Genomic DNA, 22111 nt, shown 5'->3' on the forward strand with positions numbered 1-22111 from the left:
GCAACTGCCGCCGCGGCCAACCTGATAAAGGACACCACTCCATGTCTCTGCATCAAGACAGCATCGTTATCGACGGCCTGATCATCGCCAAGTGGGAAACCTCGGTATTCGAGGATATGCGCAAGGGCGGGCTTTCTGCGGCCAACTGTACCGTGTCGGTATGGGAAGGTTTTGCCGACACCGTGCACAACATCGCCGAGATGAAGCAGAAGATCCGCCAGCACGACGAGATCCTGTCGCTGGTACGCACCACCGACGATATCCGCAAGGCCAAGGCCGACGGCAAGACCGGCATCATCCTGGGCTTCCAGAATGCGCATGCCTTCGAAGACAACATCGGCTACGTGGAGGCCTTCGCCGACATGGGCGTGCGCGTAGTACAGCTGTGCTACAACACACAGAACCTGATTGGCACCGGCTGCTACGAACGCGACGGTGGCCTGTCCGGCTTCGGCCGCGAGGTGATCTCCGAAATGAACCGCGTCGGCATCATGGTCGATCTGTCGCACGTGGGTGGCAACACCTCCATGGAAGCGATCCTGGAATCGAAAAAGCCGGTGTGCTACTCGCACTGCCTGCCGTCCGGCCTGAAGGAGCACCCGCGCAACAAGAGCGACGAGGAGCTGAAGTTCATCGCTGACCACGGCGGCTTCATCGGCGTGACCATGTTCCCGCCCTTCCTCAAGCGCGGCATCGAAGCTACCGTCGACGACTATGTGGAGGCGATGGACTACGTGATCAACCTGGTGGGCGAAGACTGCGTGGGCTTCGGCACCGACTTCACCCAGGGCTACGACAAGGGCTTCTTTGACTGGATTACCCACGACAAGGGCCGTTACCGCCGTCTGACCAATTTCGGCACCATTCTCAACCCGGAAGGCATCCGCACCATCGGCGAGACGCCCAATCTGACCGCCGCCATGGAGCGTGCCGGCTGGGGCGAGGCCAAGATGCGCAAGGTGCTGGGTGAGAACTGGCTGCGAGTGTTTGGAGAAGTGTGGGGGGCGTAACCCCATTTGTGCCCGGCATGCATGGCATGCCGGGTTTTTTGTATCGGGCTCCTTGCCGGCGCGCCAGGCTGGCGGCAGGGCGCAGGTTTTGTTTGTGCAGCAACCGGTAATTCAACAAGAGGCGCCATGCAGGCGCTCGATAGCGGGCAGTTCTCGTCATTACTCACAAAACAGATTGAGGCATCGACATGAATACAGGCAACAAGCGCTTCACCCGTCTTACCTTGCTGGCCGCAGCCCTGGCATGTAGCACCGCCACCTGGGCCGCTGACAAACCCCTGATCAAAATCGGCTACGTGGAGGGCTGGTCCGACAGTGTGGCCACCACCCAGGTTGCGGCCAACATCATCAAGACCAAGCTTGGCTACCCGGTGGAACTGGTGCCGGTGGCTGCCGGCATCATGTGGCAGGGCGTGGCACGTGGCGACCTGGACGTTACGCTGTCGGCCTGGCTGCCGGCCACCCACGGTGACTACTACCAGAAGCTGAAGGACAAGGTAGTGGTGGCAGGTACCAACTACCCCGGTGCCAAGATCGGCCTGATCGTGCCGGAATACGTGCCGGCCAAGACCATTGCCGACCTGAACAAGTACAAGGACGTGTTCCAGGACCGCATCGTTGGCATCGACGCCGGCGCCGGTGTGATGAAGAAGACCGAACTGGCGATCAAGGACTACAACCTGGACCTGAAACTGATGCCCAGCTCCGGCCCGGGCATGGCGTCGGAACTGGCGCGCGCCATCAATGCCAAGCGCCCGATCGCGGTAACCGGCTGGATTCCGCACTGGATGTTCGCCAAGTGGCGCCTGCGCTTCCTGGAAGACCCGAAAAAGGTCTACGGCGAAGAAGAGCATGTGGATACGGTGATGAACCCGGGCCTGGCTACCAAGGCGCCGGCCGTGGCCAGCTTCCTGAAGAAATTCAGCTGGAAGGCCGAGGAGATCGGCAATGTGATGCTGGACGTGGAAAATGGCGTGAAGCCGGCCGCCGCTGCGGAGAAGTGGGTGGCAGGCAATGCCAGCCGGGTGAACGGCTGGCTGTAAGCGCAACGTTCATTTGTCGCAGGCCCCCGCTAGTCGGGGGCCTTTTTGTTGCTGACACCCTGGCAATGCCGGGGTGTTGCTGTTTTTGGCGGGGCGGCGCTGAAGGCTGCGGCGCAGTCAGTAGAAAGAGCCATGGCTATAGCGGGCTGCCTGACATGCCAGGCCAGCGCTACAGAAGGAGGGCAGCATGCCGCTGGTGCTGCGGCTGTGCTACACCCATGCCGCATGAGCCACGCTAGCGCGAGCGGCGAGCCAGCTTGCTGGCGCAGGGGCTGGGCAGCGAAAAGGATCTGGATGAAATACTGCTGGCGGTGGCGAGGCAGGGCCGCGATGCAGTTGTGCGCAGCGGCATGAAAAACCGCCCGCGGGTGAGGCGGGCGGCTAGATGCTGCGTCGGGCCGGCGCGGTGCCGGCTTGCCGGCATCAGGTGGTCTGGAAGCGGCGGAAGCTGCGGCTGATTTCCTCGGTCAGCTCGCTCATGCGCGCGGCGGCGCTGGCGGCCTCGTTGGCCGCATCGCGGTTGCGCTGCGCAATCGAGGTGATGCGCTGCACTTCGCGCGATACCTGCTCGCCGGAGCGGGCCTGTTCCGACAGCGCGCTGGCAATGCCCTGCACGCTGTGGCCCACGGTGTCGGTGCCGCTCTGGATGGCCACGATGGACTGGCCGGCCAGCTGGCCCTGGGTGGCGCTGGTATGGGCGCGCTCTACCGACTGGTTCATGGCTTCCACGGCCTGCTGCGCGCTGATGCGGATGGCGCCGATCATGGCGGCGATCTCGCCGGTGGCCTTGGTGGTGCGTTCGGCCAGCTTGCGTACTTCGTCGGCCACCACGGCAAAGCCGCGGCCCTGTTCGCCGGCGCGGGCGGCCTCGATGGCGGCGTTCAGTGCCAGCAGGTTGGTCTGGTCGGCCACGTCGCGAATCACCGACACGATGTTGTCGATGGTCTGCGACTGGCGGCCCAGCTCGTTGATGCTGCCCGAGGTTTCCTTGATCAGATTGCTGATGGCATCCATCTCGCGCACCGCGCCCTTGATCACTTCCACGCCCTGCTGGGCCTCGCCGCTGGCGGAGCGGGCGGCGGCTTCGGTGTCGTCGGCGTTGCGGTGCAGTTCCTGCACGCCTACGGCCATCTGTTGGATCACGCTCACCATGTCGTCGGCGGCGCGGTTCTGTTCTTCGGAACGGGTCATCAGGCGCTGCATGGTGTTCTGCAGTTCGGCCGAGGCGGAGGCGCTTTCCTGCACGCTGTGTTCAACCGTGTGCAGGGCGTCGTTCAGCTCCTTGGTCATGCAGGACAGGTTGTACAGCAGCGAGCTGTTGTCGCCCTTGCGCAGTTTTACTGCCACGCCCAGGTTGCCGTGGGCGATTTCCTTCATCACGTTGGCCGCATAGTCCGGCTCGCCGCCCAGCTGGCGGGTGAGGGTGCGGGCCAGCAGCAGCGCCACGAAGATGCTGGCGCCCACGCTGATGACGATGGCCAGCAGCGAGGCGATCATGGTGTCACGCAGTGTGCTGGTGGTGGATTCCTTCTGCTCGTCCATCACCTTGGTGTGGTAGGCGATCAGCTTGTCCAGCTGGATGCCCAGCAGTTTTTCCTGCGGTTCCATCTTCTCGCTGACGATGATCGAGGCATCCCATTTCTGGCGGGTGATCATCGGTTCCAGCTTGTCCACCAAAGCGGTGAACTCGGTCAGCGACTGGCCGATCTTGTTTACCAGCGCCACTTCCTGCTCGTCGCGGGAAATGGATTTCATCTGCGCGTACTGCTCGCGGGCAACCTTTACCGAGTTCTTCAGGATGCCCATTTTTTCTTCCACCAGCTTGTCGTCGCTTTCCAGCAGGATGGTGCGCGCAGCGTTGGTGGAGGAAAGCAGGGCGCCGCTGAGGGTGCGCGAGTTCTGGATGATGGGAATGCGGTGTTCCACCAGCTCGGATACCCGCGACTGGATGGTGGTGAGGCGAAGCAGGGTGAAGGCAGAGCCGAGCACGAGCAACAGGATGACCGCGCCAAAGCCCAGGCCCAGGCGCTGGGCCAGTGTGAGTTTCCCCATGATTATTTTCCTTGCTGAAGCACTTCTACGTTGGTGGCGATGCGTAGCAGCCGGCTTGCTTGTGTTTGGAAATATGCCGGTCATTTTGTGTTAACGATAGTAAATCGGCCTTGCAGTTTGTAGAAGTGTTAACGCGGACAGGGGCAGTACGGCGGGGGAATCAAGAACCAGCGGTGCAACAGTTGGCCGCAGGCCGTGGCTGGCAGCGCACGGCCCGGGTGGGGTGGCTCAGCGGCCGGCCAGGAAGTCCTGCAGCAGGAAGTGGGCAATGGAGCGCGGCGGCGGGGTGAGCGGCAGGCTGTCGATATGGAACCACGCCGCATCTTCGATTTCGCCCGGCTGCGGAGTGATGTCGCCACTTTCGTACTCGGCGGTGAAGGCCAGCATCAGCGAATGCGGGAACGGCCAGGACTGCGAGCGCATGTAGCGCAGGCTGCGCACGCGTACGCCTACTTCTTCGAACGCCTCGCGGTGCACGCATTCCTCTACCGATTCGCCGGCCTCGACGAAGCCGGCCAGCGCGCTGTACATACCGGGGGCGAACTGCGGGCTGCGCGCCAGCAGCAGTTCGTTGCCACGATGGATCAGCACCATCATCGCCGGCGACAGCCGCGGGTAGTACAGCTCGCCGCAGCTGGGGCAGTGCTTGCCGTGGTCGTGGGCATTGGCCAGCAGCGGCGCGGCACAGGCGCCGCAGTAGCGGTGGGTCTGGTCGAAGCGGCGCAGCTGCGCGGCGCGTGCCAGCAGCGGGGTGTAGTCGGCGCTCAGGGTCAGCAGCGCCTGGCGCAGGCCGACCTTCTGCCAGTCTGCCGGCGGCTCACCTACCAGCTCGGTGGCAAACAGGTTGGCCGCAGCGTTGTGGCCGATGTAGCGCACCGCGGTATGCAGTGCCGGCGCCTGGGCGGGGAGTGCCTCGGCCAGCAGGTACAGGCCGTTGCCATCGAAGATGCACCACTGGGTGGGCAGTTGCGGATCGGGGCTGGCGGGAAGGTTGAGGCTCATGGGCTGACCTGGCGGCGGGGACGGGGCGATTCTACGCCGAGCGCCGCCGCGGTACCAAGTCAGGCCGCATGCGGGCTGCCGGCATCCAGCTGCAGCAGGCAGTCGGCCAGCTCCGCTGCCAGCACGGCATCGGCCAGGCTCAGTACGATGGTGCGGCCGGTGCGTGCCAGGCGCTGCAGGCGGGTCAGCAATAGCCGACGGGCGGGCTGCACCGCATCCGGCAGTGGCTCGTCCAGCAGCACGATGGGTGCGGCGCCGGCCAGGCTGCGGGCCACGGCGGCCAGTTGCCGGCTGCCGGCATCCAGCTGGCACAGCCGCTGCTGCGAAAGCGGGGTCAGGCCCAGCTCGCGCAGCAGCAGCTCTACCACCTGCAGATCATGCTCATCATGGCGCGGCCACCAGAAGCCGCGCGGCTGGCGCCCCTGCAGTACATAGTGGTGCAGGGTCTGGCGGCAGCTTTCGGCGCAGTCGCCTGCGCGGCAGGTCAGCTGCCGCAGGCTTTGCTGGCAGGCGGGCTGGCCGAATAGTTGGCCGCACACCTCGCCGTGCTGGCCGGACAGCGCCGCAAGCAGCCGGCTGCGTTCCCCGGCGCTGCCGCCGCTGATGATGCTCAGGCGGTTGGCCGGCAGGCGCAGCGTGATGGCGCGGGATGCCGCGCCGGGCGTGGTGGCTGGCAACTGGTAATGCAGGTTGTAGGCGGGCCGTAGCATGCGGGTTCCTGTCGAATGGCGCGGGTGGTTTGCACCGCAGATAAACGATAGCAAATGATAATCGTTATCGTTTAATTCGGCAATGTCATGCTACAACCGGGCCAGCCGTTCGCGGCACTGCTGGGCTTCCATTTCGATGCGCTGGAACAGCTCGGCCACGGTCGGCGTATCGTCAAGCAGGCCCTGCACCTGGCCGATCAGCTGCACGCCGCGCTGGTGGTCGCCATCCTGGATCGCCAGGCGGATGGATTCGGTGGCGGCGCCGAACTGCGCCAGCTGGCGCAATTGCTGCGGCTGGCGCAGCAGGCCGCCGATCACCACCCTGAATAGCGGCATGTGCATGCTGCGGGCGGCCAGTGCGGCGCGCCAGGCGGCACGCAGCAGCCCCAGCGGTTTGCGTGTGGCGCGGCGCGCGGCCGGGCTGTCCATCACCCGGCACCACAGGCCGTCGAAATTGCGCGAGTACAGCGTGTCCGCCACGCTGCGCTGGCGGATCATCTCCTTGCTGCGCTGATGCACCGGGCTTTCCTGCGTCATTGCCAGCCGCGAGCCCATGGCCACCGCATCGGCACCCAGCGCCAGCGCCGCCAGCAGGCCGTCGCCGTTGCCAAAGCCGCCGGCGGCGATGATGGGCAGCGTGGTGAGGCGGCGGATGGCCGGGATCAGCACCAGCGAGGTGACTTCGCCGCCATGCGCCGCCGCCTCGTGGCCGGTCACCAGCAGCGCATCCACGCCACTGTTGGCCGCAGACTGCGCGTGCTTCTCGGTGACCACCGTGGCGATGACCTTGCCGCCGTAGGTGTGGGCGCGCTTGACGATCCAGTCGCCCTTGCCCAGCGAAAAGTTGATCACCGGCACCTGCTCCTGCAGACCGACCTCGGCGTTTTCGTGCGCGCCCGGCATCATCAGCGTGCAGCCGATGCCGAATGGTTTGTCGGTGAGTTCGCGGATGCGGCGGATGGCGGCGCGGGTCTGCGTGGCGGACAGCGGCCCGGTGGCGAGTATGCCCAGCCCGCCGGCGTTGCAGGTGGCGGCCACCAGCTCCGGAGTGGCGATATAGCTCATGCCGGGGCAGAGCAGCGGTCTGGCTACGCCGAAGGCCTGGGTGAAGCGGGTTTGCATGGTGTCAGCCCTGTGTTGTGCGTTGTAGTGCGTTATTCTTGTCGCAACTCTCGATAAATTTCAAACGGTTGTTTGATATGTACTTGGTGCTGATAGGCTGGTTGTATTTCGTGCTGATGCTGGCGGTGGGGCAGAACAGCATCGTGCAGTCCGTGCTGGTGCTGCTGTTCCTGGGCGTGCTGCCTACCTGGTTGTGGCTGTGGATCGCCGGGCGCAAGCGGCGGCGGCGCGATGCGGATGGTGCCGACGGGGCTTGAGTGCGCGCCGGCGAAAATGCTAGAATTACGAGTTCCCCCAATTCCGGGGGAAATTACACACATCCGTACGCAATTAGGGTGCCCGCAAGGGTTGATTGTACGGGTGGAGGCTTAACCCTTTTGGAGATTAAAGATGTCCACCAATGTGACCATGCGTCAAATGCTTGAGGCCGGCGTACACTTCGGCCACCAAACCCGCTTCTGGAACCCGAAGATGGCTCAGTACATCTTTGGCAGCCGCAACAAGATCCACATCATCAACCTGGAAAAAACCCTGCCGCTGTTCGTGCAGGCTCAGGAATATGTGCGTCGTCTGGCCGCCAACAAGGGCACCATCCTGTTTGTGGGTACCAAGCGTCAGGCGCGTGAGATCATCCGCGAAGAAGCCATTCGTGCTGGCGTTCCGTTCGTGGATCACCGCTGGCTGGGCGGCATGCTGACCAACTACAAGACCGTGAAGCAGTCCATCAAGCGTCTTGAAGACAAGCGTGCCCAGCTGGAAGCTGGCGACCAGTCCGGCTTCAACAAGAAGGAACTGCTGGATATGCAGCGCGAAGTTGAAAAACTGGAGCGTTCGCTGGGCGGTATCAAGGATATGAAAGGTCTGCCGGACGCGATCTTCGTAATCGATACCGGCTACCAGAAAGGTACCATCGTTGAAGCCAAGAAACTGGGCGTACCGGTTATTGGCGTGGTTGATACCAACAACTCGCCGGAAGGCATTGACTACGTAATTCCGGGTAACGACGACTCCAGCCGTGCCATCCGCCTGTACGCTCGCGGCATCGCCGACGCCGTACTGGAAGGCCGTGCCCAGTCGCTGCAGGAAATCGTAGCTGCCGCCGAGGCAGCCGCCGAGTAAGCACTTGGCGAAAAGGGGCGAAAGCCCCTTTTTTTAAATCCTCCGGGACGTATTTATTTTTAAGGAGTTAGTCATGGCGGAAATCACCGCAAAGATGGTATCCGACCTGCGCGTTGCGACTGGTCTGGGCATGATGGAGTGCAAGAAGGCTCTGGTTGAAGCTGAGGGCGACGCTGCCAAGGCTGAAGAGATCCTGCGCATCAAGTCCGGCAACAAAGCCTCCAAGATGGCTGGCCGCGTAGCTGCAGAAGGTATCATCGGTTCTTTCGTTGCCGGCGGTGTTGGCGCCCTGGTGGAAGTGAACTGCGAAACTGACTTCGTGGCTAAAGACCCGACCTTCATCGCCCTGGTTACTGCCGCTGCCAAGGCTGTTGTAATCGCCAACCCGGCTGACGTTGAAGCCCTGGCTGCCGTTGAGGTTGACGGCCAGACCGTGGAAGAGACCCGCAAGGCTGCCATCGCCAAGCTGGGCGAGAACATGACCATCCGTCGTTTCGTACGCTACGAAACCGACGGCGCCATCGCCACCTACCTGCACGGCGCCAAGATCGGCGTGATCGTCGACTTCAAGGGCGAAGAGCAAATTGGCAAGGACGTGGCCATGCACATTGCCGCTTCCAAGCCGATCTGCGTTTCCAAGGATCAGGTTCCGGCCGAAACCCTGGAACAAGAGCGCAAGATCTACACCGCTCAGGCTGCCGAATCCGGCAAGCCGGCCGACATCGTTGCCAAGATGGTGGAAGGTCGCGTGAACAAGTTCCTGGCTGAAGTGACCCTGGTTGGTCAGCCGTTCGTGAAGAACCCGGATCAGACCGTAGAAAAGCTGCTGGCCGAGAAGGGTGCTTCCGTCAAGGCATTCGCCATGTTCGTAGTGGGCGAGGGCATTGAGAAGAAGGTTGTAGACTACGCTGCTGAAGTAGCTGCTGCTGCCAAGCTGTAATTTCGTAGTCTAGGTTGTACAAAAAAACGGCACCCTGCAAAACAGGGTGCCGTTTCGCAAACAGAATTCAAACCGAATGCCAGAGGTAATCATGAGCCAAGTTCCCGCATACAAGCGCATCCTGCTGAAGTTGTCCGGCGAAGCCCTGATGGGTGATGACAGCTACGGCATCAACCGCAACACGATCGAGCAGATCGTGGCACAGATCAAGGAAGTGGCGGGTCTGGGTGTGCAAATCGGCATCGTGATTGGTGGTGGCAATATTTTCCGTGGCGTGGCGCCGGCAGCATCCGGCATGGACCGCGCCACTGCAGACTACATGGGCATGATGGCCACCGTGATGAACGCGCTGGCGCTGAAAGATGCCATGACCAAGGCTGGCATGGTGGCGCGCGTGCAGTCCGCGCTGACCATGCAGCAGATTGCCGAGCCCTATGTGCGCGGCAAGGCCATGCAGTACCTGGAAGAAGGCAAGGTGGTGATTTTCGCCGCCGGTACCGGCAACCCGTTCTTCACCACCGACACCGCAGCTGCGCTGCGCGGCATGGAAATGAACGTGGACATCATGCTGAAGGCCACCAAGGTGGATGGCGTCTACACCGACGACCCGAAAAAGAACCCGGACGCGGTGCGCTACCAGACCCTGACCTTCGACGAAGCGATCTCGCGCAACCTGAAAGTGATGGACGCCACTGCCTTCGCGCTGTGCCGCGACCAGCACCTGAATATCAAGGTATTCAGCATTTTCAAACAGGGTGCGCTGGCCCGTGTCGTGCTTGGCGAAGACGAAGGCACGCTGGTACACTGCTGATTTAGTGATTCCACATAGGCGGAAACGGCTGCAAGCCGCTTTCCGCCTTGTTTTTCAGAATGCAACGGGAGTAATCATGATCAACGACGTAAAAAAGTCGGCTGAACAGCGCATGCAGAAGTCGCTGGAAACCTTCAAGACCGACCTGGCCAAAGTGCGTACCGGCCGTGCCCACACCGGTCTCCTGGATCATGTCATGGTCGACTACTACGGTAGCGATGTGCCGGTAAACCAGGTGGCCAACGTTACCCTGATCGATGCGCGCACCATCGGCGTGCAGCCGTGGGAAAAGAACATGCTGGCCAAGGTGGAAAAAGCCATCCGCGACAGCGACCTGGGCCTGAACCCGTCCTCCATGGGCGAGATCATCCGCGTGCCGATGCCGGCGCTGACCGAAGAGCGCCGCAAGGACCTGATCAAGGTCGTGCGTGCCGAGGCCGAAGGTGCCCGCGTATCCATCCGCAACGTGCGCCGTGACTGCAATAACGACCTGAAGAACCTGCTCAAGGACAAGGAAATCACCGAGGACGACGAGCGCCGCGGTCAGGACGAAGTGCAGAAGTTCACCGACAAGTACATTGCCGAAGTCGACAAGGCGCTGGCCGCCAAAGAAACCGAACTGATGGCCGTGTAAGGAGCATTGCGTGTTTGCAAGTTCCACGCAAAGCGTGCCGGCGGTACAGTGCGTGCCCCGGCACATTGCCATCATCATGGATGGCAATGGCCGCTGGGCCAAGAAACGTCTGCTGCCCCGTGTCGCGGGGCACAAGCGCGGTCTGGATGCGGTGCGCGATACCGTCAAGACCTGCATCGATCTTGGCGTCGAATACCTGACGCTGTTTGCGTTCTCCACCGAAAACTGGCGTCGTCCGGCGGACGAGGTCAACTTCCTGATGGAACTGTTCTTCGTGGCGCTGGACCGCGAGGTGGAGCGCCTGCACCAGAACAATATCCGCCTGCGCGTGATCGGCTCCCGCGAGCGCTTCTCCGCCGCCATCTGCCAGCGTATTGATGCCGCGGAGGCCAAGACCGCGGCCAATGGCGGCCTGGTGCTGACCATTGCCGCCGATTACGGCGGCCGCTGGGATGTGTTGCAGGCGGTGAACCGGCTGCATGCGCAGGGCGCGGTGCTGATCGACGAGGAAAACCTTGCGGCCAACCTGTCGATGGCTTACGCCCCGGAACCCGACCTGTTCATTCGCACCGGCGGCGAGCAGCGCATCAGCAACTTCCTGCTGTGGCAGCTGGCCTATACCGAGCTTTATTTCACCGATTTGCTGTGGCCGGATTTCGGCAAGGAAGCGCTGGGTCAGGCCCTGTCTTCCTTCCGCAGCCGCGAACGCCGCTTTGGCCGCACCAGCGAACAATTGCCGCAAGCGAATCGCCGAGGCTGATCCATGCTGATAACCCGCGTCATCACGGCCTTGTTGCTGCTGCCCATCATGCTGGGCGCTGTGTTCTATCTGTCTGCACCCCTGTGGGCGGTGTTCGCCTGGCTGGTGGTGGGCCTGGCGCTGTGGGAGTTCTCCCGCATGGCCGCACTGCAAGGTTGGCCGCAACGCCTGTACCTGGCGTGCAGCACGCTGCTGGCACTGGGCATTCACCAGCTGCCGGCTGCCAGCTTTGCCCTGGTCAGCAAGGGGCTGCTGCTGCTGTCGCTGCCGGTATGGCTGATCCTGGCGCCGATGTGGCTGGCCAGGCGCTGGGCGCTGCCGCGTGGCGCCAAGGCCATGCTGCTGGGCTGGCTGCTGATGCTGCCGGCCTGGCTGGGCTTCATCGCCTGGCGGCCGGACCACAACGCCGCCAGTGCCACCCAGTTGTTCGCGGTGATGGGCCTGGTATGGATTGCCGACATTGCCGCCTATTTCGCCGGCAAGGCTTTTGGCAAGCGCAAGCTGGCACCGGCCATCAGCCCCGGCAAGAGCTGGGAGGGCGTGGCCGGCGCCGTGCTGGGCGTGGCGGTCTACGTGTGGATGGTTACCCGGCTGGGCTGGCTGCAGCTGGATCTGCCGCTGCCGCTGTTGCTGCCGCTGGCATTGGGCCTGACCGCGGTGAGCGTGGTGGGCGACCTGCTGGAATCCTGGTTCAAGCGCAGTGCCGGCATCAAGGACAGCAGCAAGCTGCTGCCGGGGCACGGTGGCGTGTATGACCGCATCGACAGCCTGATTGCCGTACTGTCGGTCTCCGCCGCGCTGTACACTCTGTTTGCCTGAGAGCCTGTTTGCGATCTGCCGCGCTGCGTGAAAACGTAATGCGCCGAGTCGCCTGCGGTGGCGCGTTTGCTGCATGCAGACGCCGCTGTCGCAGCTGTTTTTGCCTTGCCTTGCGCTGGTTCGCGAGGTCGCAAGCGGGCTCCGAGTTCCTTTCGTCTTAAGGGCATCATGACGATCCAAAAAATCACCGTTCTGGGTTCTACCGGCAGCATCGGCGGCAATACGCTGGATGTGGTGGCCATGCACCCGGAGCGTTACCAGGTCTACGCGCTGGCAGCCAATAGCCAGGTGGACAAGCTGTTCGAGCAGTGCCAGCGCTTCCGACCGGCGTTTGCCGTGCTGGTGGACGCCGCTGCCGCGGCGCAACTGCGCAACCGCCTGGCCGCCGCCGGCAGCCACACCGAAGTGCTGCACGGCGCCGCGGCGCTGGAGACGGTATCGACCGCCGGCGAAGTGGACATGGTGATGGCGGCCATCGTCGGCGCCGCCGGCTTGCGGCCAACCATTGCCGCCGCGCTGGCCGGCAAGCGCATCCTGCTGGCCAACAAGGAATCGCTGGTGGTGGCTGGCGAGCTGTTCATGCAGGCGGTGCGCCACGGCGGTGCCGAGTTGCTGCCGGTGGACAGCGAGCACAACGCGCTGTTCCAGTCGCTGCCGGCCGGTTTTGCCGGCGATCATGCCGCCGCCGGCATCGAGGAGCTGATCCTCACCGCTTCCGGCGGCCCGTTCCGCCAGCACACGCTGCAGCAGCTGCAGCAGGTAACCGCCGAAGATGCCTGCCGCCACCCCAACTGGGTAATGGGGCGCAAGATCTCGGTGGATTCCGCCTCGCTGATGAACAAGGGCCTGGAGGTGATCGAGGCACACTGGCTGTTCGCCACCCCGGCCGAGCGCATCAAGGTGGTGGTGCATCCGCAAAGCGTGATTCATTCCATGGTGCGCTACCAGGATGGCTCGGTGATTGCCCAGCTGGGCACGCCGGACATGCGCACCCCCATTGCCTACGCCATGGCCTGGCCGCAGCGCATCACCGCACCGGTGGCGCCGCTGGATTTCATGGCCCTGTCGGGCCTGACCTTCGAGCAACCCGACCTACAACGTTTCCCCTGCCTGCGGCTGGCATTCGACTGCCTGCGTACCGGCGGGGATGCCTCGGCGGTGCTCAATGCGGCCAACGAGGTGGCGGTGGCGGCCTTCCTGGCCGGACGCATCGCCTTCCTGCAGATTCCGCAGCTGATTGAACGCGCGCTGGCGCAGGCCGAGCTGACTGCAAGCGGCGACCTCGACAGCCTGCTGGAGAAAGATGCCATGGTGCGTAGTCTGGTTCAGGGCTGGATCGTCTGATGACGCTCCTGGCCTTCCTGCTGGTCATCGGCGTGTTGGTGACCTTTCACGAGTTCGGCCACTTCCTTGCTGCCCGTGCCTGCGGCATCAAGGTGCTGACCTTTTCCATCGGTTTTGGCCGCAAGTTGATTTCCTGGCAGCCGGGGGAAACCGAGTGGCGCATTGCACTGGTGCCGCTGGGCGGCTTCGTGCGCATGCTGGATTCGCGCGAGGGCGAGGTGCCGGCCGCGGATGCTGCGCGTGCCTTCGATGCGCGCCCGATATGGCAGCGCATGATTGTGGTCAGCGCCGGCCCGCTGGCCAATCTGCTGCTGGCGGTGCTGCTGTTCTCCTGGACCATGTCCGGCGCCCAGACCACCATACGCCCGCTGATCGGCACCGTGGTGGCGCAGACTGCCGCTGCCGCCGCCGGCGTGCAGGCCGGCGACCGGGTGCTGGCCGTCAACGGCCAGCCGGTAGCGGACTGGACCGAGCTGCGCGGCACCATCGCCGACGTCATCGCCGATGGCGGCAAGCTGCAACTGCGGGTGCAGCGTGCACAGCTGCAGCAGAACCTTAACTTTGATCTGGAACGTTTCGAGCTGCAAACGCTCAACGAGCATACCTTTGCCAAGCTGGGGCTGATGCCGGTGCGCTACCTGCCGCAGGTGGGGGCGGTGCTGCCGGGCGGTGCCGGCGCGCGTGCCGGCCTGCTGACCGGCGACCGCCTGCTGGCCATCGATGGTCGCCCGGTGGGCAACTGGGAAGCCTGGGTGGCCTGGGTGCAGAATCACCCGGGGCGGCAGGTAAAACTGCAGGTGCAACGTGCCGGCAAGCTGCTGCTGCTGAATCTGCGCCCGGACGCGGTGGAGCAGGACGGGCAACAGGTTGGCCGCATCGGCGTGGCGCCGGCGCTGGATCAGGCCTGGATGCGCCAGTTGCTGCAAGGCAAGCAGGTGCCGGCCGGTGATGCGGTAGTGGCCGCGCTGCACCGCACGGTCGAGCTGAGCGGCAGCACGCTGCACATGATGTTTGCCATGCTCACCGGCACCGTGTCGCTGGATGCCCTGAGCGGCCCGCTGACCATTGCCGAGTACGCCGGCAAGAGTGCCGATGCCGGTCTGGACGCGCTGCTGGAATTCATGGCGCTGATCAGTGTCAGCCTGGGGGTATTCAATCTGCTGCCCATACCGGTATTGGATGGTGGGCACTTGCTGTATCATGTCATCGAATTGATCCGGGGGCGCCCGCTTCCGGAGCGCGCATACGAAGTCGGTCAGCGCTTGGGGATGGCATTCATTATGACTGTCATGCTGCTGGCCCTATTCAATGACTTCGCTCGGCTGCTGGGCCAATAGGGAAAACTAATGAACAAACGTTTTATTGCCGCTGCAGTTTCTGTCGTTTTGATGTCGCCAGCATGGGCGGCCGACAGTTTTGTCATCAAGGATATTCGCGTTGAAGGGCTGCAGCGTACCGAGCCTGGCACCGTATTCAACTACCTGCCGCTGAAGGTGGGTGACAGCTTCAGCGACGACAAGGCCGCTGCCGCGATCAAGGCACTGTACGCCACCGGCTTCTTCAACGATGTACGCGTGGAAACCGACAAGGACGTGGTGATCGTGTCGGTGAACGAACGGCCGGTGATCTCCCGCCTGGATATTTCCGGCGCCAAGGAATTCAACAAGGACCAGCTGATCAAGGGCCTGAAGGACAACGGCCTGGCCGAGTCCCGCATCTTCGACCAGAGCCTGCTGGACCAGGCGATCCAGGAACTCAAGCGCCAGTATTTCAGCAAGGGCAAGTACGCGGTGGAAATCACCCCGCAGATCACCAAGCTGGACCGCAACCGCCTGGCCATCACCCTGGACATCGTGGAAGGCGTTACCGCCAAGATCGCCAGCATCCACATCGTGGGCGCCCGCCACTTCAAGGAAGCGGACCTGCTGGACGAGTTCTCGCTCACCACCTCCGGTTACATGACCTGGCTGTCCCGCGCCGACCAGTATTCGCGCCAGGAACTGAGCGCTGACCTGGAAAAGCTGCGCGCCTACTACCTGAACCAGGGCTTTGCCGAATTCAACATCGACTCCACCCAGGTGTCGATCAGCGCCGACAAAAAGCAGGTCTACCTGACCATCAACATCACCGAAGGCAACCAGTACCGTGTGGCGGAAACCCGCCTGGCTGGTGACCTGAAACTGCCGGAAGCCGATCTCAAGAAGCTGCTGGTGGTAAAACCGGGCGAGCTGTTCAACCGCGAGCACGTCAACGAATCGGTAACCGCGCTGACCGACCGCCTGGGAGCGGAAGGCTATGCCTTTGCCAACGTCAACGTGAACCCGGAATTCGACAAGGAGAAGCAGACGCTGGTGCTGACCTTCTTCGTCGATCCGGGCCGTCTGACCACCGTGCGCCGCATCAGCGTGGCCGGCAACACCCGCACCCGCGACGAAGTGATCCGCCGCGAACTGCGCCAGCTGGAAACTGCGCAGTACAACGGCGACGCAGTGAAGCGCAGCAAGGAGCGCCTGGAACTGCTGGGCTATTTCGAAACGGTGGACGTGCAGACCCCGCCGGTAGCGGATACCCCGGACCAGGTGGACATGGTCGTGAACGTCAAGGAACGCCCGACCGGTTCCGTGCAGGCCGGTATCGGCTATGCGCAGCATGACGGCATCCAGCTGTCGGCATCGGTATCGCAGTCCAACGTGCTGGGTTCCGGCAAATCGGTGTCGGTCAACTTCAACCAGGGCAAGTCGTCCAAGGTGTACTCGGTATCGTTTACCGACCCGTACTACACCATCGACGGCGTCAGCGTCGGCTACGACATCTACCACCGCATCAGCACGCCGTACAACTCCAATACCGGCGCCTACGACCTGTACAAGAACACCACCACCGGTGGCCTGGTGCGCTTCGGTGTGCCCGTTACCGAGTACGACCGCATCAACCTGGGCATCGGCGCCGAAATGGGCACGCTGGCCTTGAGCAGCAACAGCCCGCAGCAGTACAAGGACTTCGTCGATACCAACGGCACCCACAACACCACCTTGCTGGGCACCGCCGGCTGGTCGCGTGACAAGCGCGACAGCGCGGTATGGCCGACGCGCGGCAACAATATGAGCGTCAACGCCAATATGGGCCTGCCCGGCGGCGATCTTGAGTACTACCGCATTACCCATAGCGAAAGCTGGTTCTGGCCGCTGTCCAAGACCCTGACCTTCGCCCTCAGCGGCGACGTGGGCTTCGTCAACAGCTACGGCAAGACCAAGCGCGTGCCGTTCTTCCAGAACTTCTACGAAGGCGGTATCGGCTCGGTACGTGGCTACGACAGCGGCAGCCTGGGCCCGCGTGACACCGACGGCGATCCGCTGGGCGGCACCCGCAAGATCAGCGGCTCGGCAGAACTGCTGTTCCCGTTCCCTGGCATGCGCGACAACCGCAGCCTGCGCACCAGTATCTTCTTCGATGCCGGCACCGTATGGGACGACAAGGTCAAGAGCGTGAGCGCGGCGGACGCCATGCGCTACTCCAGCGGTGTGGCGCTGGCCTGGCTGTCGCCTATCGGCCCGATGAAGTTCAGCTTCGCTTACCCGCTGGGCAAGAAGGAAGGCGATAAACTGCAGCGCTTCCAGTTCGTGCTGGGGCAGACTTTCTAAGGCAGGCACATGAAAGCATTCGTTTCCATGGCAGCAATGCTGGGCACGCTGGCAACGGCGGGCCTGGCACAGGCGGCAGACCTCAAGATCGGTTACATCAATACCGAGCGGGTCTATCGCGAGGCCGCCCCGGCGGTGGTGGCGCAGAAAAAGCTGGAGAAGGAATTCGCCACCCGCGAGCAGGAGCTGAAAAAGCTGGCCGCCCGCGGCAAGGAGCTGGAAGGCACCATCGCGCGCAACAAGGCCAATGAAACCGAACGCAAGGCGCAGGAGCGCGAGCTGGCGGCGGTGGATCGCGAATACCAGGCCAAGATGCGTGACTTCCGCGACGATCTGAACCAGCGGCGCAACGAGGAGTTCGCCTCGGTGCAGGAGCGGGCGAATCGCATCATCCGGCAGATTGCCGAGCGGGAACAGTTCGACCTGATCCTGCAGGATGCGGTGTACGTCAGCCCCAAACTGGACATCACGCCAAGAGTGCTCAAGGAGCTGGAGAAGTAAATCCAGCAGACAGCCAACCCCGAAGCCGACAACTGTCGGCTTCATTGTTGATGACAAACGATGAAATTATCCCGAATTGTTGCCGAGCTGGGCGGTGAGCTGCGCGGCGAGGACCGCGACATCGTGCGCCTGGCGCCGATGGGCGAGGCAACGGCACAGGAAATCACCTTTCTGGCCAACCCCAAGTTCCGCAGCCAGCTGCCCGGCTGCCAGGCTGGCGCCATCATCGTCAAGCCGGCGCTGGCCGACGAGGCGGCAGGCGAGGGCCGCAGCCTGATCCTGGTGGCCGATCCCTATCTGTACTTTGCCAAGGTGGCCACGCTGTTCAACCCGCCGGCCAGCGCACGCGCGGGCATCCATGAGCGCGCGGTAATCGGCGCCGGCGCGCAGATCGCCGCCAGTGCCGAGGTGCGCGAGCTGGTCAGCGTTGGCCGCAACGTGGTGATAGGCGAGCGCTGCATCCTGCACCCGGGCGTGGTGCTGGGCGATGACGTGGTACTGGGCGATGACGTGGTGCTGTATCCCAATGTCACCATCTATCATGGTTGCCGCCTGGGCAACCGCGTCGGCGTGCACAGCGGCACGGTGATCGGTGCCGATGGCTTTGGCCTGGCCTGGGCCGGCGATCGCTGGTACAAGATTCCGCAGACCGGCCGCGTGATCATCGAAGACGACGTGGAGATCGGCGCCAACACCACCATCGACCGTGGCGCACTGGCCGATACCATCATTCGTCAGGATGCCAAGATCGACAACCTGGTACAGGTGGCGCACAACGTGGAAATCGGTGCGCACACTGCCATTGCCGGCTGCACCGGCATTGCCGGCAGCACCAGGATCGGTGCCAACTGCACCATCGGTGGCGCGGCGATGTTTGTCGGCCATATCGAGATTGCCGACCGCACCCATATCGGCGGCGGCACCCTGGTTTCCAAGTCGATCCGTAACGCCGACAATTACGCCTCGTCGTTCCCGCTTTCCACTTATAAAGACTGGCTGGCCAATGCCGCGCACCTGCGCCACCTGGACCAACTGGTCGCCCGTGTAAAACAACTTGAAAAAGCACTGAAAGAAGTGCAACAGAACAAGGAAGTACAAGCATGACCGACGCCGCAAACAACACCGACAACGCCGCAGTTCACATCGACGTGCGCGAGATCATGAGCTATCTGCCGCACCGTTACCCCTTCCTGCTGGTGGATCGTGTCACCGAATTCGTGGCCGATACCCGCATCAAGGCGCTGAAGAACGTCACCATCAACGAGCCGTTCTTCATGGGCCACTTCGAGCAGTACCCGGTGATGCCGGGCGTGCTGATCATCGAAGCGCTGGCACAGGCCGCCGGCATCCTGGCGATCAAGAGCCAGGGCCAGCGCGCCGACAACGAGCTGTATTTCTTCGTCGGCATCGACAAGGCCCGCTTCAAGCGCCAGGTCGTGCCGGGCGATCAACTGGTATTCGAGGTGGAAACCATCACCGTGAAGCGCGGTATCGGCAAATACAGCGCCCGCGCGCTGGTGGATGGCCAGGTGGCCTGCGAAGCCGAAATCATGTGCGCCAAACGCGAGGTGTGAGCATGGCCATTCATCCAACCGCCATCATCGCCGAGGGCGCGCAGATTGCGCCGGACGTGGAGATTGGCGCCTACAGCATCATCGGCGCCAATGTCAGCATCGACAGCGGCACCTGGGTAGGCCCGCACGTGGTCATCGAGGGTCATACCAGCATCGGCAAGAACAACCGCATCTTCCAGTTCAGCTCGCTGGGTGCGGTGCCGCAGGACAAGAAATACGCCGGCGAGCCGACCCGCCTGGAAATCGGCGACGGCAACACCATCCGCGAATTCTGTACCTTCAACATCGGTACCGCGCAGGACGTGGGTGTTACCCGCATGGGCAACAACAACTGGATCATGGCCTACGTGCACCTGGGGCATGATTGCCAGGTGGGCAACAACACCATCTTCGCCAACAACGCCACCCTGGGCGGCCACGTCTACATCGGCGACTGGGTGATTCTGGGTGGCTTCACCAGCGTGCACCAGTTCTGCCACATCGGCGACCACGCCATGACTGCGTTCTCCAGCGCCGTGGCGCAGGACGTGCCGCCGTACGTGATGGCGCACGGCAACCGTGCGGTGCCCAGCGGTATCAATGCCGAGGGCCTGAAGCGTCGTGGCTTCACGGCAGAGCAGATCCGCAACATCCGCAACGCCTACAAGTCGCTGTACCGCAAGGGCCTGTCCTTTGACGAGGCCCGGGCCGAGATCGTTGCCGCCGCTGCGGCCAACCCCGAACTCGACCTGTTCGTGCGTTTCTTCGAGACAGCCAACCGCGGCATCATCCGTTAATCCATGACTGCAAAGCTGTTTACCCGCCCGGGTGCGCTCAAGGTGGCCATGGTCGCCGGCGAGGCCTCGGGCGATATGCTGGGTGCGCACCTGATGGATGCACTGCGCAGCGCCCACCCCAATATCGAATTCGCCGGCATTGGCGGCCCGCGCATGCAGGCCCGTGGCTTCCACAGCCAGGTGTCGCAGGAAAAGCTGGCGGTGCGCGGCTACCTGGAAGTGCTGAAAAGCCTGCCGGAGCTGCTGCGCATCCGCCGTACCCTGCGCGACACGCTGATCAGGGAGCGGCCGGACGTGTTCGTCGGTATCGACGCGCCGGACTTCAACCTGGGGCTGGAGAAAAAACTGCGCCAGGCCGGGCTGCATACCGTGCACTACGTCAGCCCCTCGGTGTGGGCGTGGCGGCCGGAGCGGGTGAGCAAGATCGGCGAATCCGCCGACCTGGTGCTGTGCCTGTTCCCGATGGAAAAGCCGCTGTACGACGCCGCCGGCGTGCATGCCACCTATATCGGCCACCCGCTGGCCAGCGAGATTCCGTTCACCCCGGACCGCGACGCGATGCGCGAGCAGCTGGGCCTGCGCAAGGATGGCCCGGTGTTCGCGCTGCTGCCGGGCAGCCGCCGCAGCGAGCTGGAGTTCATGGGCGGGCTGTATATCGACGTGGCGCGCAAGCTGCTGCAGGAATACCCGGACGCGCAGTTCCTGGTGCCGCTGGCCACGCGGCCAACCCTGGACCAGTTCGACCAGCTGCTCACCCGCCACAAGGCCTGGGATCTGCCGATCCGCAAGCTGTTCGGCCATGCGCAGATGGCGATGATCGCCGCCGACGTGGTGCTGGTCACCAGCGGTACCGCCACGCTGGAAGTGGCGCTGACCAAGCGGCCGATGGTGATCAGCTACAAGCTGTCCTGGCTTACCTACCAGCTGGTGAAGCGCAAGCTCAGGCTGCCGTTTGTCGGCCTGCCCAATGTGCTGGCCGGCCGCTTCGTGGTGCCGGAACTGCTGCAGAAGGAAGCCACGGTGGAGAAGCTGGCCACCGCGGTAAGCAAGCTGTACCAGGACCAGGACAGCCGCCAGGACATCATCGGCACCTTCGAGCGCCTGCATGAAGTGCTGAAGCTGGACTCCGCCAAGTTGGCCGCACGCGCGGTGCTGCGGGTGGCGCGATGCTGATCTGCGGCGTGGACGAGGCTGGCCGCGGCCCGCTGGTGGGCGCGGTGTACACCGCGGCGGTCATCCTCGACCCGGCGCAGCCCATTACCGGGCTGGCCGATTCCAAGGTGCTGAGCGAAGCGAAGCGCGAGGCGCTGGCGCTGGAGATTCGCGCCAGGGCGCTGGCCTGGTTCATCGCCCGGGCCGACGCCGCCGAAATCGACCGCGTCAACATCTTCCAGGCCACCATGCTGGCCATGGTGCGCGCGGTGGAAGGCCTGGCCATCACGCCGGACAAGGTGCTGATCGACGGCAACAAGGTGCCCAAGACCCTGCGCCTGCCGGCCGAGGCCATCGTCAAGGGCGATGCCAAGGTGGCGGAGATTTCCGCCGCCTCCATCCTGGCCAAGACCGCGCGCGATGCCGAAATGATCGCGCTGGATCAGCTGCATCCGCAGTACGGCTTTGCCCGCCACAAGGGTTACCCGACGCCGGAGCACCTGGCCGCCATTGCCGCGCACGGCGTGCTGGCCGAGCATCGACGCAGTTTCGGCCCGGTGCGCGCCCAGCTGGCGGCGGAGCAGGGTAGCCTGTTCTGATGCGCAAATCCAGCTTTCCTCCGGTGGTGGCCGCCGATACCCGGCTGCTGATTCTCGGCTCGCTGCCGGGCGAGGCATCGCTGCAGGCCGGGCAGTACTACGCTCACCCGCGCAACCAGTTCTGGCGGCTGATGGCGGCGGTGACCGGCAGCACGCTGCCGATGCTGGACTACCCGCAAAGGTTGGCCGCATTGCAGGCGCACGGAGTCGGCTTGTGGGACGTGGTGGCCGACGCGCAGCGCCGCGGCAGCCTGGATGCCGACATCCGCGAGGCGCGCTACAACCCCTTGCTGGAGTTGCTGGCCGAGTTGCCGGCGCTGCGTGCGGTAGCCTTCAACGGCAAGACCGCCGGCCGGGCGCAGGCGCAGCTGGCCGGCTGCGGGGTGGAACTGCTGGTGCTGCCGTCGTCCAGCCCGGCGCTGACCACGGCATTTGATAAAAAACTTGAAGAATGGCAGCAACTTGTCCGATATATCAGCTAATCGCTGTTTCCGGACCGCTG

General features: G+C 63.5%; 23 protein-coding genes. 19 read left to right on the forward strand and 4 right to left on the reverse strand.

Annotated elements, in window-relative coordinates; translation table 11 throughout:
• Positions 1-41: 41 nt before the first annotated feature.
• Positions 42-1010, forward strand: coding sequence for a dipeptidase (locus PSELUDRAFT_RS13745; protein ID WP_088967371.1), 969 nt, complete (start codon positions 42-44; stop codon positions 1008-1010).
• A gap of 188 nt (positions 1011-1198) precedes the next feature.
• Entirely contained in the window at positions 1199-2053 is an 855-nt protein-coding gene (locus PSELUDRAFT_RS13750; protein ID WP_088967372.1) for a glycine betaine ABC transporter substrate-binding protein, read from the forward strand.
• Between the two features lie 423 nt (positions 2054-2476).
• On the opposite strand, the gene PSELUDRAFT_RS13755 is transcribed toward PSELUDRAFT_RS13750, so the two are convergent.
• From PSELUDRAFT_RS13755 to PSELUDRAFT_RS13770, 4 genes are all read right to left on the reverse strand, one after another.
• Positions 2477-4105, reverse strand: a complete 1629-nt coding sequence (locus PSELUDRAFT_RS13755) for a methyl-accepting chemotaxis protein (RefSeq protein WP_162291263.1) — start codon at positions 4103-4105, stop codon at positions 2477-2479.
• Between the two features lie 228 nt (positions 4106-4333).
• Entirely contained in the window at positions 4334-5107 is a 774-nt protein-coding gene (gene nudC / locus PSELUDRAFT_RS13760; RefSeq protein ID WP_088967374.1) for an NAD(+) diphosphatase, read from the reverse strand.
• 59 nt (positions 5108-5166) lie between these two features.
• Positions 5167-5817 (reverse strand): ABC transporter ATP-binding protein, encoded by a 651-nt coding sequence (locus tag PSELUDRAFT_RS13765; protein WP_088967375.1) that lies wholly within the window; start codon positions 5815-5817, stop codon positions 5167-5169.
• Between the two features lie 90 nt (positions 5818-5907).
• Positions 5908-6939 (reverse strand): nitronate monooxygenase family protein, encoded by a 1032-nt coding sequence (locus PSELUDRAFT_RS13770; RefSeq protein ID WP_088967376.1) that lies wholly within the window; start codon positions 6937-6939, stop codon positions 5908-5910.
• A gap of 77 nt (positions 6940-7016) precedes the next feature.
• Here PSELUDRAFT_RS13770 and PSELUDRAFT_RS13775 point away from each other — a divergent pair, with 77 nt between their 5' ends.
• From PSELUDRAFT_RS13775 to PSELUDRAFT_RS13855, 17 genes are all read left to right on the forward strand, one after another.
• Complete coding sequence (locus PSELUDRAFT_RS13775) at positions 7017-7196, forward strand: hypothetical protein (RefSeq protein ID WP_088967377.1); 180 nt, start codon at positions 7017-7019, stop codon at positions 7194-7196.
• Positions 7197-7329: 133 nt separating this feature from the next.
• Positions 7330-8058, forward strand: coding sequence for a 30S ribosomal protein S2 (rpsB, locus tag PSELUDRAFT_RS13780; protein ID WP_088967378.1), 729 nt, complete (start codon positions 7330-7332; stop codon positions 8056-8058).
• Between the two features lie 73 nt (positions 8059-8131).
• Entirely contained in the window at positions 8132-8998 is an 867-nt protein-coding gene (tsf, locus tag PSELUDRAFT_RS13785; RefSeq protein WP_088967379.1) for a translation elongation factor Ts, read from the forward strand.
• Positions 8999-9089: 91 nt separating this feature from the next.
• Complete coding sequence (gene pyrH, locus PSELUDRAFT_RS13790) at positions 9090-9809, forward strand: UMP kinase (RefSeq protein WP_088968506.1); 720 nt, start codon at positions 9090-9092, stop codon at positions 9807-9809.
• A 76-nt stretch (positions 9810-9885) separates the two neighbouring features.
• Entirely contained in the window at positions 9886-10443 is a 558-nt protein-coding gene (frr, locus tag PSELUDRAFT_RS13795) for a ribosome recycling factor (RefSeq protein ID WP_088967380.1), read from the forward strand.
• A 10-nt stretch (positions 10444-10453) separates the two neighbouring features.
• Entirely contained in the window at positions 10454-11203 is a 750-nt protein-coding gene (gene uppS / locus PSELUDRAFT_RS13800) for a polyprenyl diphosphate synthase (protein ID WP_088967381.1), read from the forward strand.
• 3 nt (positions 11204-11206) lie between these two features.
• The gene (locus PSELUDRAFT_RS13805; protein ID WP_088967382.1) at positions 11207-12022 is read left to right on the forward strand and encodes a phosphatidate cytidylyltransferase; all 816 of its coding nucleotides are present in this window, start codon (positions 11207-11209) and stop codon (positions 12020-12022) included.
• Positions 12023-12190: 168 nt separating this feature from the next.
• Positions 12191-13366, forward strand: coding sequence for a 1-deoxy-D-xylulose-5-phosphate reductoisomerase (gene ispC / locus PSELUDRAFT_RS13810; protein ID WP_088967383.1), 1176 nt, complete (start codon positions 12191-12193; stop codon positions 13364-13366).
• Positions 13366-14703: an RIP metalloprotease RseP gene (gene rseP / locus PSELUDRAFT_RS13815; RefSeq protein WP_088967384.1), complete on the forward strand. Its 1338-nt coding sequence runs from the start codon at positions 13366-13368 to the stop codon at positions 14701-14703. The genes ispC and rseP overlap by 1 nt, the downstream gene beginning before the upstream one ends.
• Positions 14704-14754: 51 nt before the next feature.
• Positions 14755-17007, forward strand: coding sequence for an outer membrane protein assembly factor BamA (bamA, locus tag PSELUDRAFT_RS13820; protein WP_231895222.1), 2253 nt, complete (start codon positions 14755-14757; stop codon positions 17005-17007).
• A 9-nt stretch (positions 17008-17016) separates the two neighbouring features.
• On the forward strand, positions 17017-17508 hold the full coding sequence (locus tag PSELUDRAFT_RS13825) for an OmpH family outer membrane protein (protein ID WP_088967386.1): 492 nt from the start codon (positions 17017-17019) through the stop codon (positions 17506-17508).
• 60 nt (positions 17509-17568) lie between these two features.
• Positions 17569-18612 (forward strand): UDP-3-O-(3-hydroxymyristoyl)glucosamine N-acyltransferase, encoded by a 1044-nt coding sequence (gene lpxD, locus PSELUDRAFT_RS13830; protein WP_088967387.1) that lies wholly within the window; start codon positions 17569-17571, stop codon positions 18610-18612.
• Positions 18609-19082 carry a 3-hydroxyacyl-ACP dehydratase FabZ gene (fabZ, locus tag PSELUDRAFT_RS13835; protein ID WP_088967388.1) on the forward strand — a complete coding sequence of 158 codons (474 nt, stop codon included), beginning with the start codon at positions 18609-18611 and terminating at the stop codon, positions 19080-19082. The genes lpxD and fabZ overlap by 4 nt, the downstream gene beginning before the upstream one ends.
• 2 nt (positions 19083-19084) lie before the next feature.
• On the forward strand, positions 19085-19858 hold the full coding sequence (lpxA, locus tag PSELUDRAFT_RS13840; RefSeq protein WP_088967389.1) for an acyl-ACP--UDP-N-acetylglucosamine O-acyltransferase: 774 nt from the start codon (positions 19085-19087) through the stop codon (positions 19856-19858).
• A gap of 3 nt (positions 19859-19861) precedes the next feature.
• Complete coding sequence (gene lpxB, locus PSELUDRAFT_RS13845) at positions 19862-21031, forward strand: lipid-A-disaccharide synthase (protein WP_088967390.1); 1170 nt, start codon at positions 19862-19864, stop codon at positions 21029-21031.
• A complete protein-coding gene (gene rnhB / locus PSELUDRAFT_RS13850; protein WP_179947548.1) occupies positions 21025-21609 on the forward strand; it encodes a ribonuclease HII in 585 nt (194 codons plus the stop codon). Before lpxB ends, rnhB begins: the two co-directional genes overlap by 7 nt.
• Entirely contained in the window at positions 21609-22091 is a 483-nt protein-coding gene (locus PSELUDRAFT_RS13855; protein WP_088967391.1) for a DNA-deoxyinosine glycosylase, read from the forward strand. The genes rnhB and PSELUDRAFT_RS13855 overlap by 1 nt, the downstream gene beginning before the upstream one ends.
• The last annotated feature ends 20 nt before the right edge of the window (positions 22092-22111 follow it).

The organism is Vogesella sp. LIG4 (genome assembly GCF_900090205.1).
Lineage (GTDB): Bacteria > Pseudomonadota > Gammaproteobacteria > Burkholderiales > Chromobacteriaceae > Vogesella.

Coding starts and splice junctions, on each gene's coding strand:
- PSELUDRAFT_RS13745 (WP_088967371.1), top strand. CDS start 42: ATGTCTCTGCATCAAGACAGCATCGTTATCGACGGCCTGATCATCGCC.
- PSELUDRAFT_RS13750 (WP_088967372.1), top strand. CDS start 1,199: ATGAATACAGGCAACAAGCGCTTCACCCGTCTTACCTTGCTGGCCGCA.
- PSELUDRAFT_RS13755 (WP_162291263.1), bottom strand. CDS start 4,105: ATGGGGAAACTCACACTGGCCCAGCGCCTGGGCCTGGGCTTTGGCGCG.
- nudC (WP_088967374.1), bottom strand. CDS start 5,107: ATGAGCCTCAACCTTCCCGCCAGCCCCGATCCGCAACTGCCCACCCAG.
- PSELUDRAFT_RS13765 (WP_088967375.1), bottom strand. CDS start 5,817: ATGCTACGGCCCGCCTACAACCTGCATTACCAGTTGCCAGCCACCACG.
- PSELUDRAFT_RS13770 (WP_088967376.1), bottom strand. CDS start 6,939: ATGCAAACCCGCTTCACCCAGGCCTTCGGCGTAGCCAGACCGCTGCTC.
- PSELUDRAFT_RS13775 (WP_088967377.1), top strand. CDS start 7,017: ATGTACTTGGTGCTGATAGGCTGGTTGTATTTCGTGCTGATGCTGGCG.
- rpsB (WP_088967378.1), top strand. CDS start 7,330: ATGTCCACCAATGTGACCATGCGTCAAATGCTTGAGGCCGGCGTACAC.
- tsf (WP_088967379.1), top strand. CDS start 8,132: ATGGCGGAAATCACCGCAAAGATGGTATCCGACCTGCGCGTTGCGACT.
- pyrH (WP_088968506.1), top strand. CDS start 9,090: ATGAGCCAAGTTCCCGCATACAAGCGCATCCTGCTGAAGTTGTCCGGC.
- frr (WP_088967380.1), top strand. CDS start 9,886: ATGATCAACGACGTAAAAAAGTCGGCTGAACAGCGCATGCAGAAGTCG.
- PSELUDRAFT_RS13805 (WP_088967382.1), top strand. CDS start 11,207: ATGCTGATAACCCGCGTCATCACGGCCTTGTTGCTGCTGCCCATCATG.
- ispC (WP_088967383.1), top strand. CDS start 12,191: ATGACGATCCAAAAAATCACCGTTCTGGGTTCTACCGGCAGCATCGGC.
- rseP (WP_088967384.1), top strand. CDS start 13,366: ATGACGCTCCTGGCCTTCCTGCTGGTCATCGGCGTGTTGGTGACCTTT.
- bamA (WP_231895222.1), top strand. CDS start 14,755: ATGTCGCCAGCATGGGCGGCCGACAGTTTTGTCATCAAGGATATTCGC.
- PSELUDRAFT_RS13825 (WP_088967386.1), top strand. CDS start 17,017: ATGAAAGCATTCGTTTCCATGGCAGCAATGCTGGGCACGCTGGCAACG.
- lpxD (WP_088967387.1), top strand. CDS start 17,569: ATGAAATTATCCCGAATTGTTGCCGAGCTGGGCGGTGAGCTGCGCGGC.
- fabZ (WP_088967388.1), top strand. CDS start 18,609: ATGACCGACGCCGCAAACAACACCGACAACGCCGCAGTTCACATCGAC.
- lpxA (WP_088967389.1), top strand. CDS start 19,085: ATGGCCATTCATCCAACCGCCATCATCGCCGAGGGCGCGCAGATTGCG.
- lpxB (WP_088967390.1), top strand. CDS start 19,862: ATGACTGCAAAGCTGTTTACCCGCCCGGGTGCGCTCAAGGTGGCCATG.
- rnhB (WP_179947548.1), top strand. CDS start 21,025: ATGCTGATCTGCGGCGTGGACGAGGCTGGCCGCGGCCCGCTGGTGGGC.
- PSELUDRAFT_RS13855 (WP_088967391.1), top strand. CDS start 21,609: ATGCGCAAATCCAGCTTTCCTCCGGTGGTGGCCGCCGATACCCGGCTG.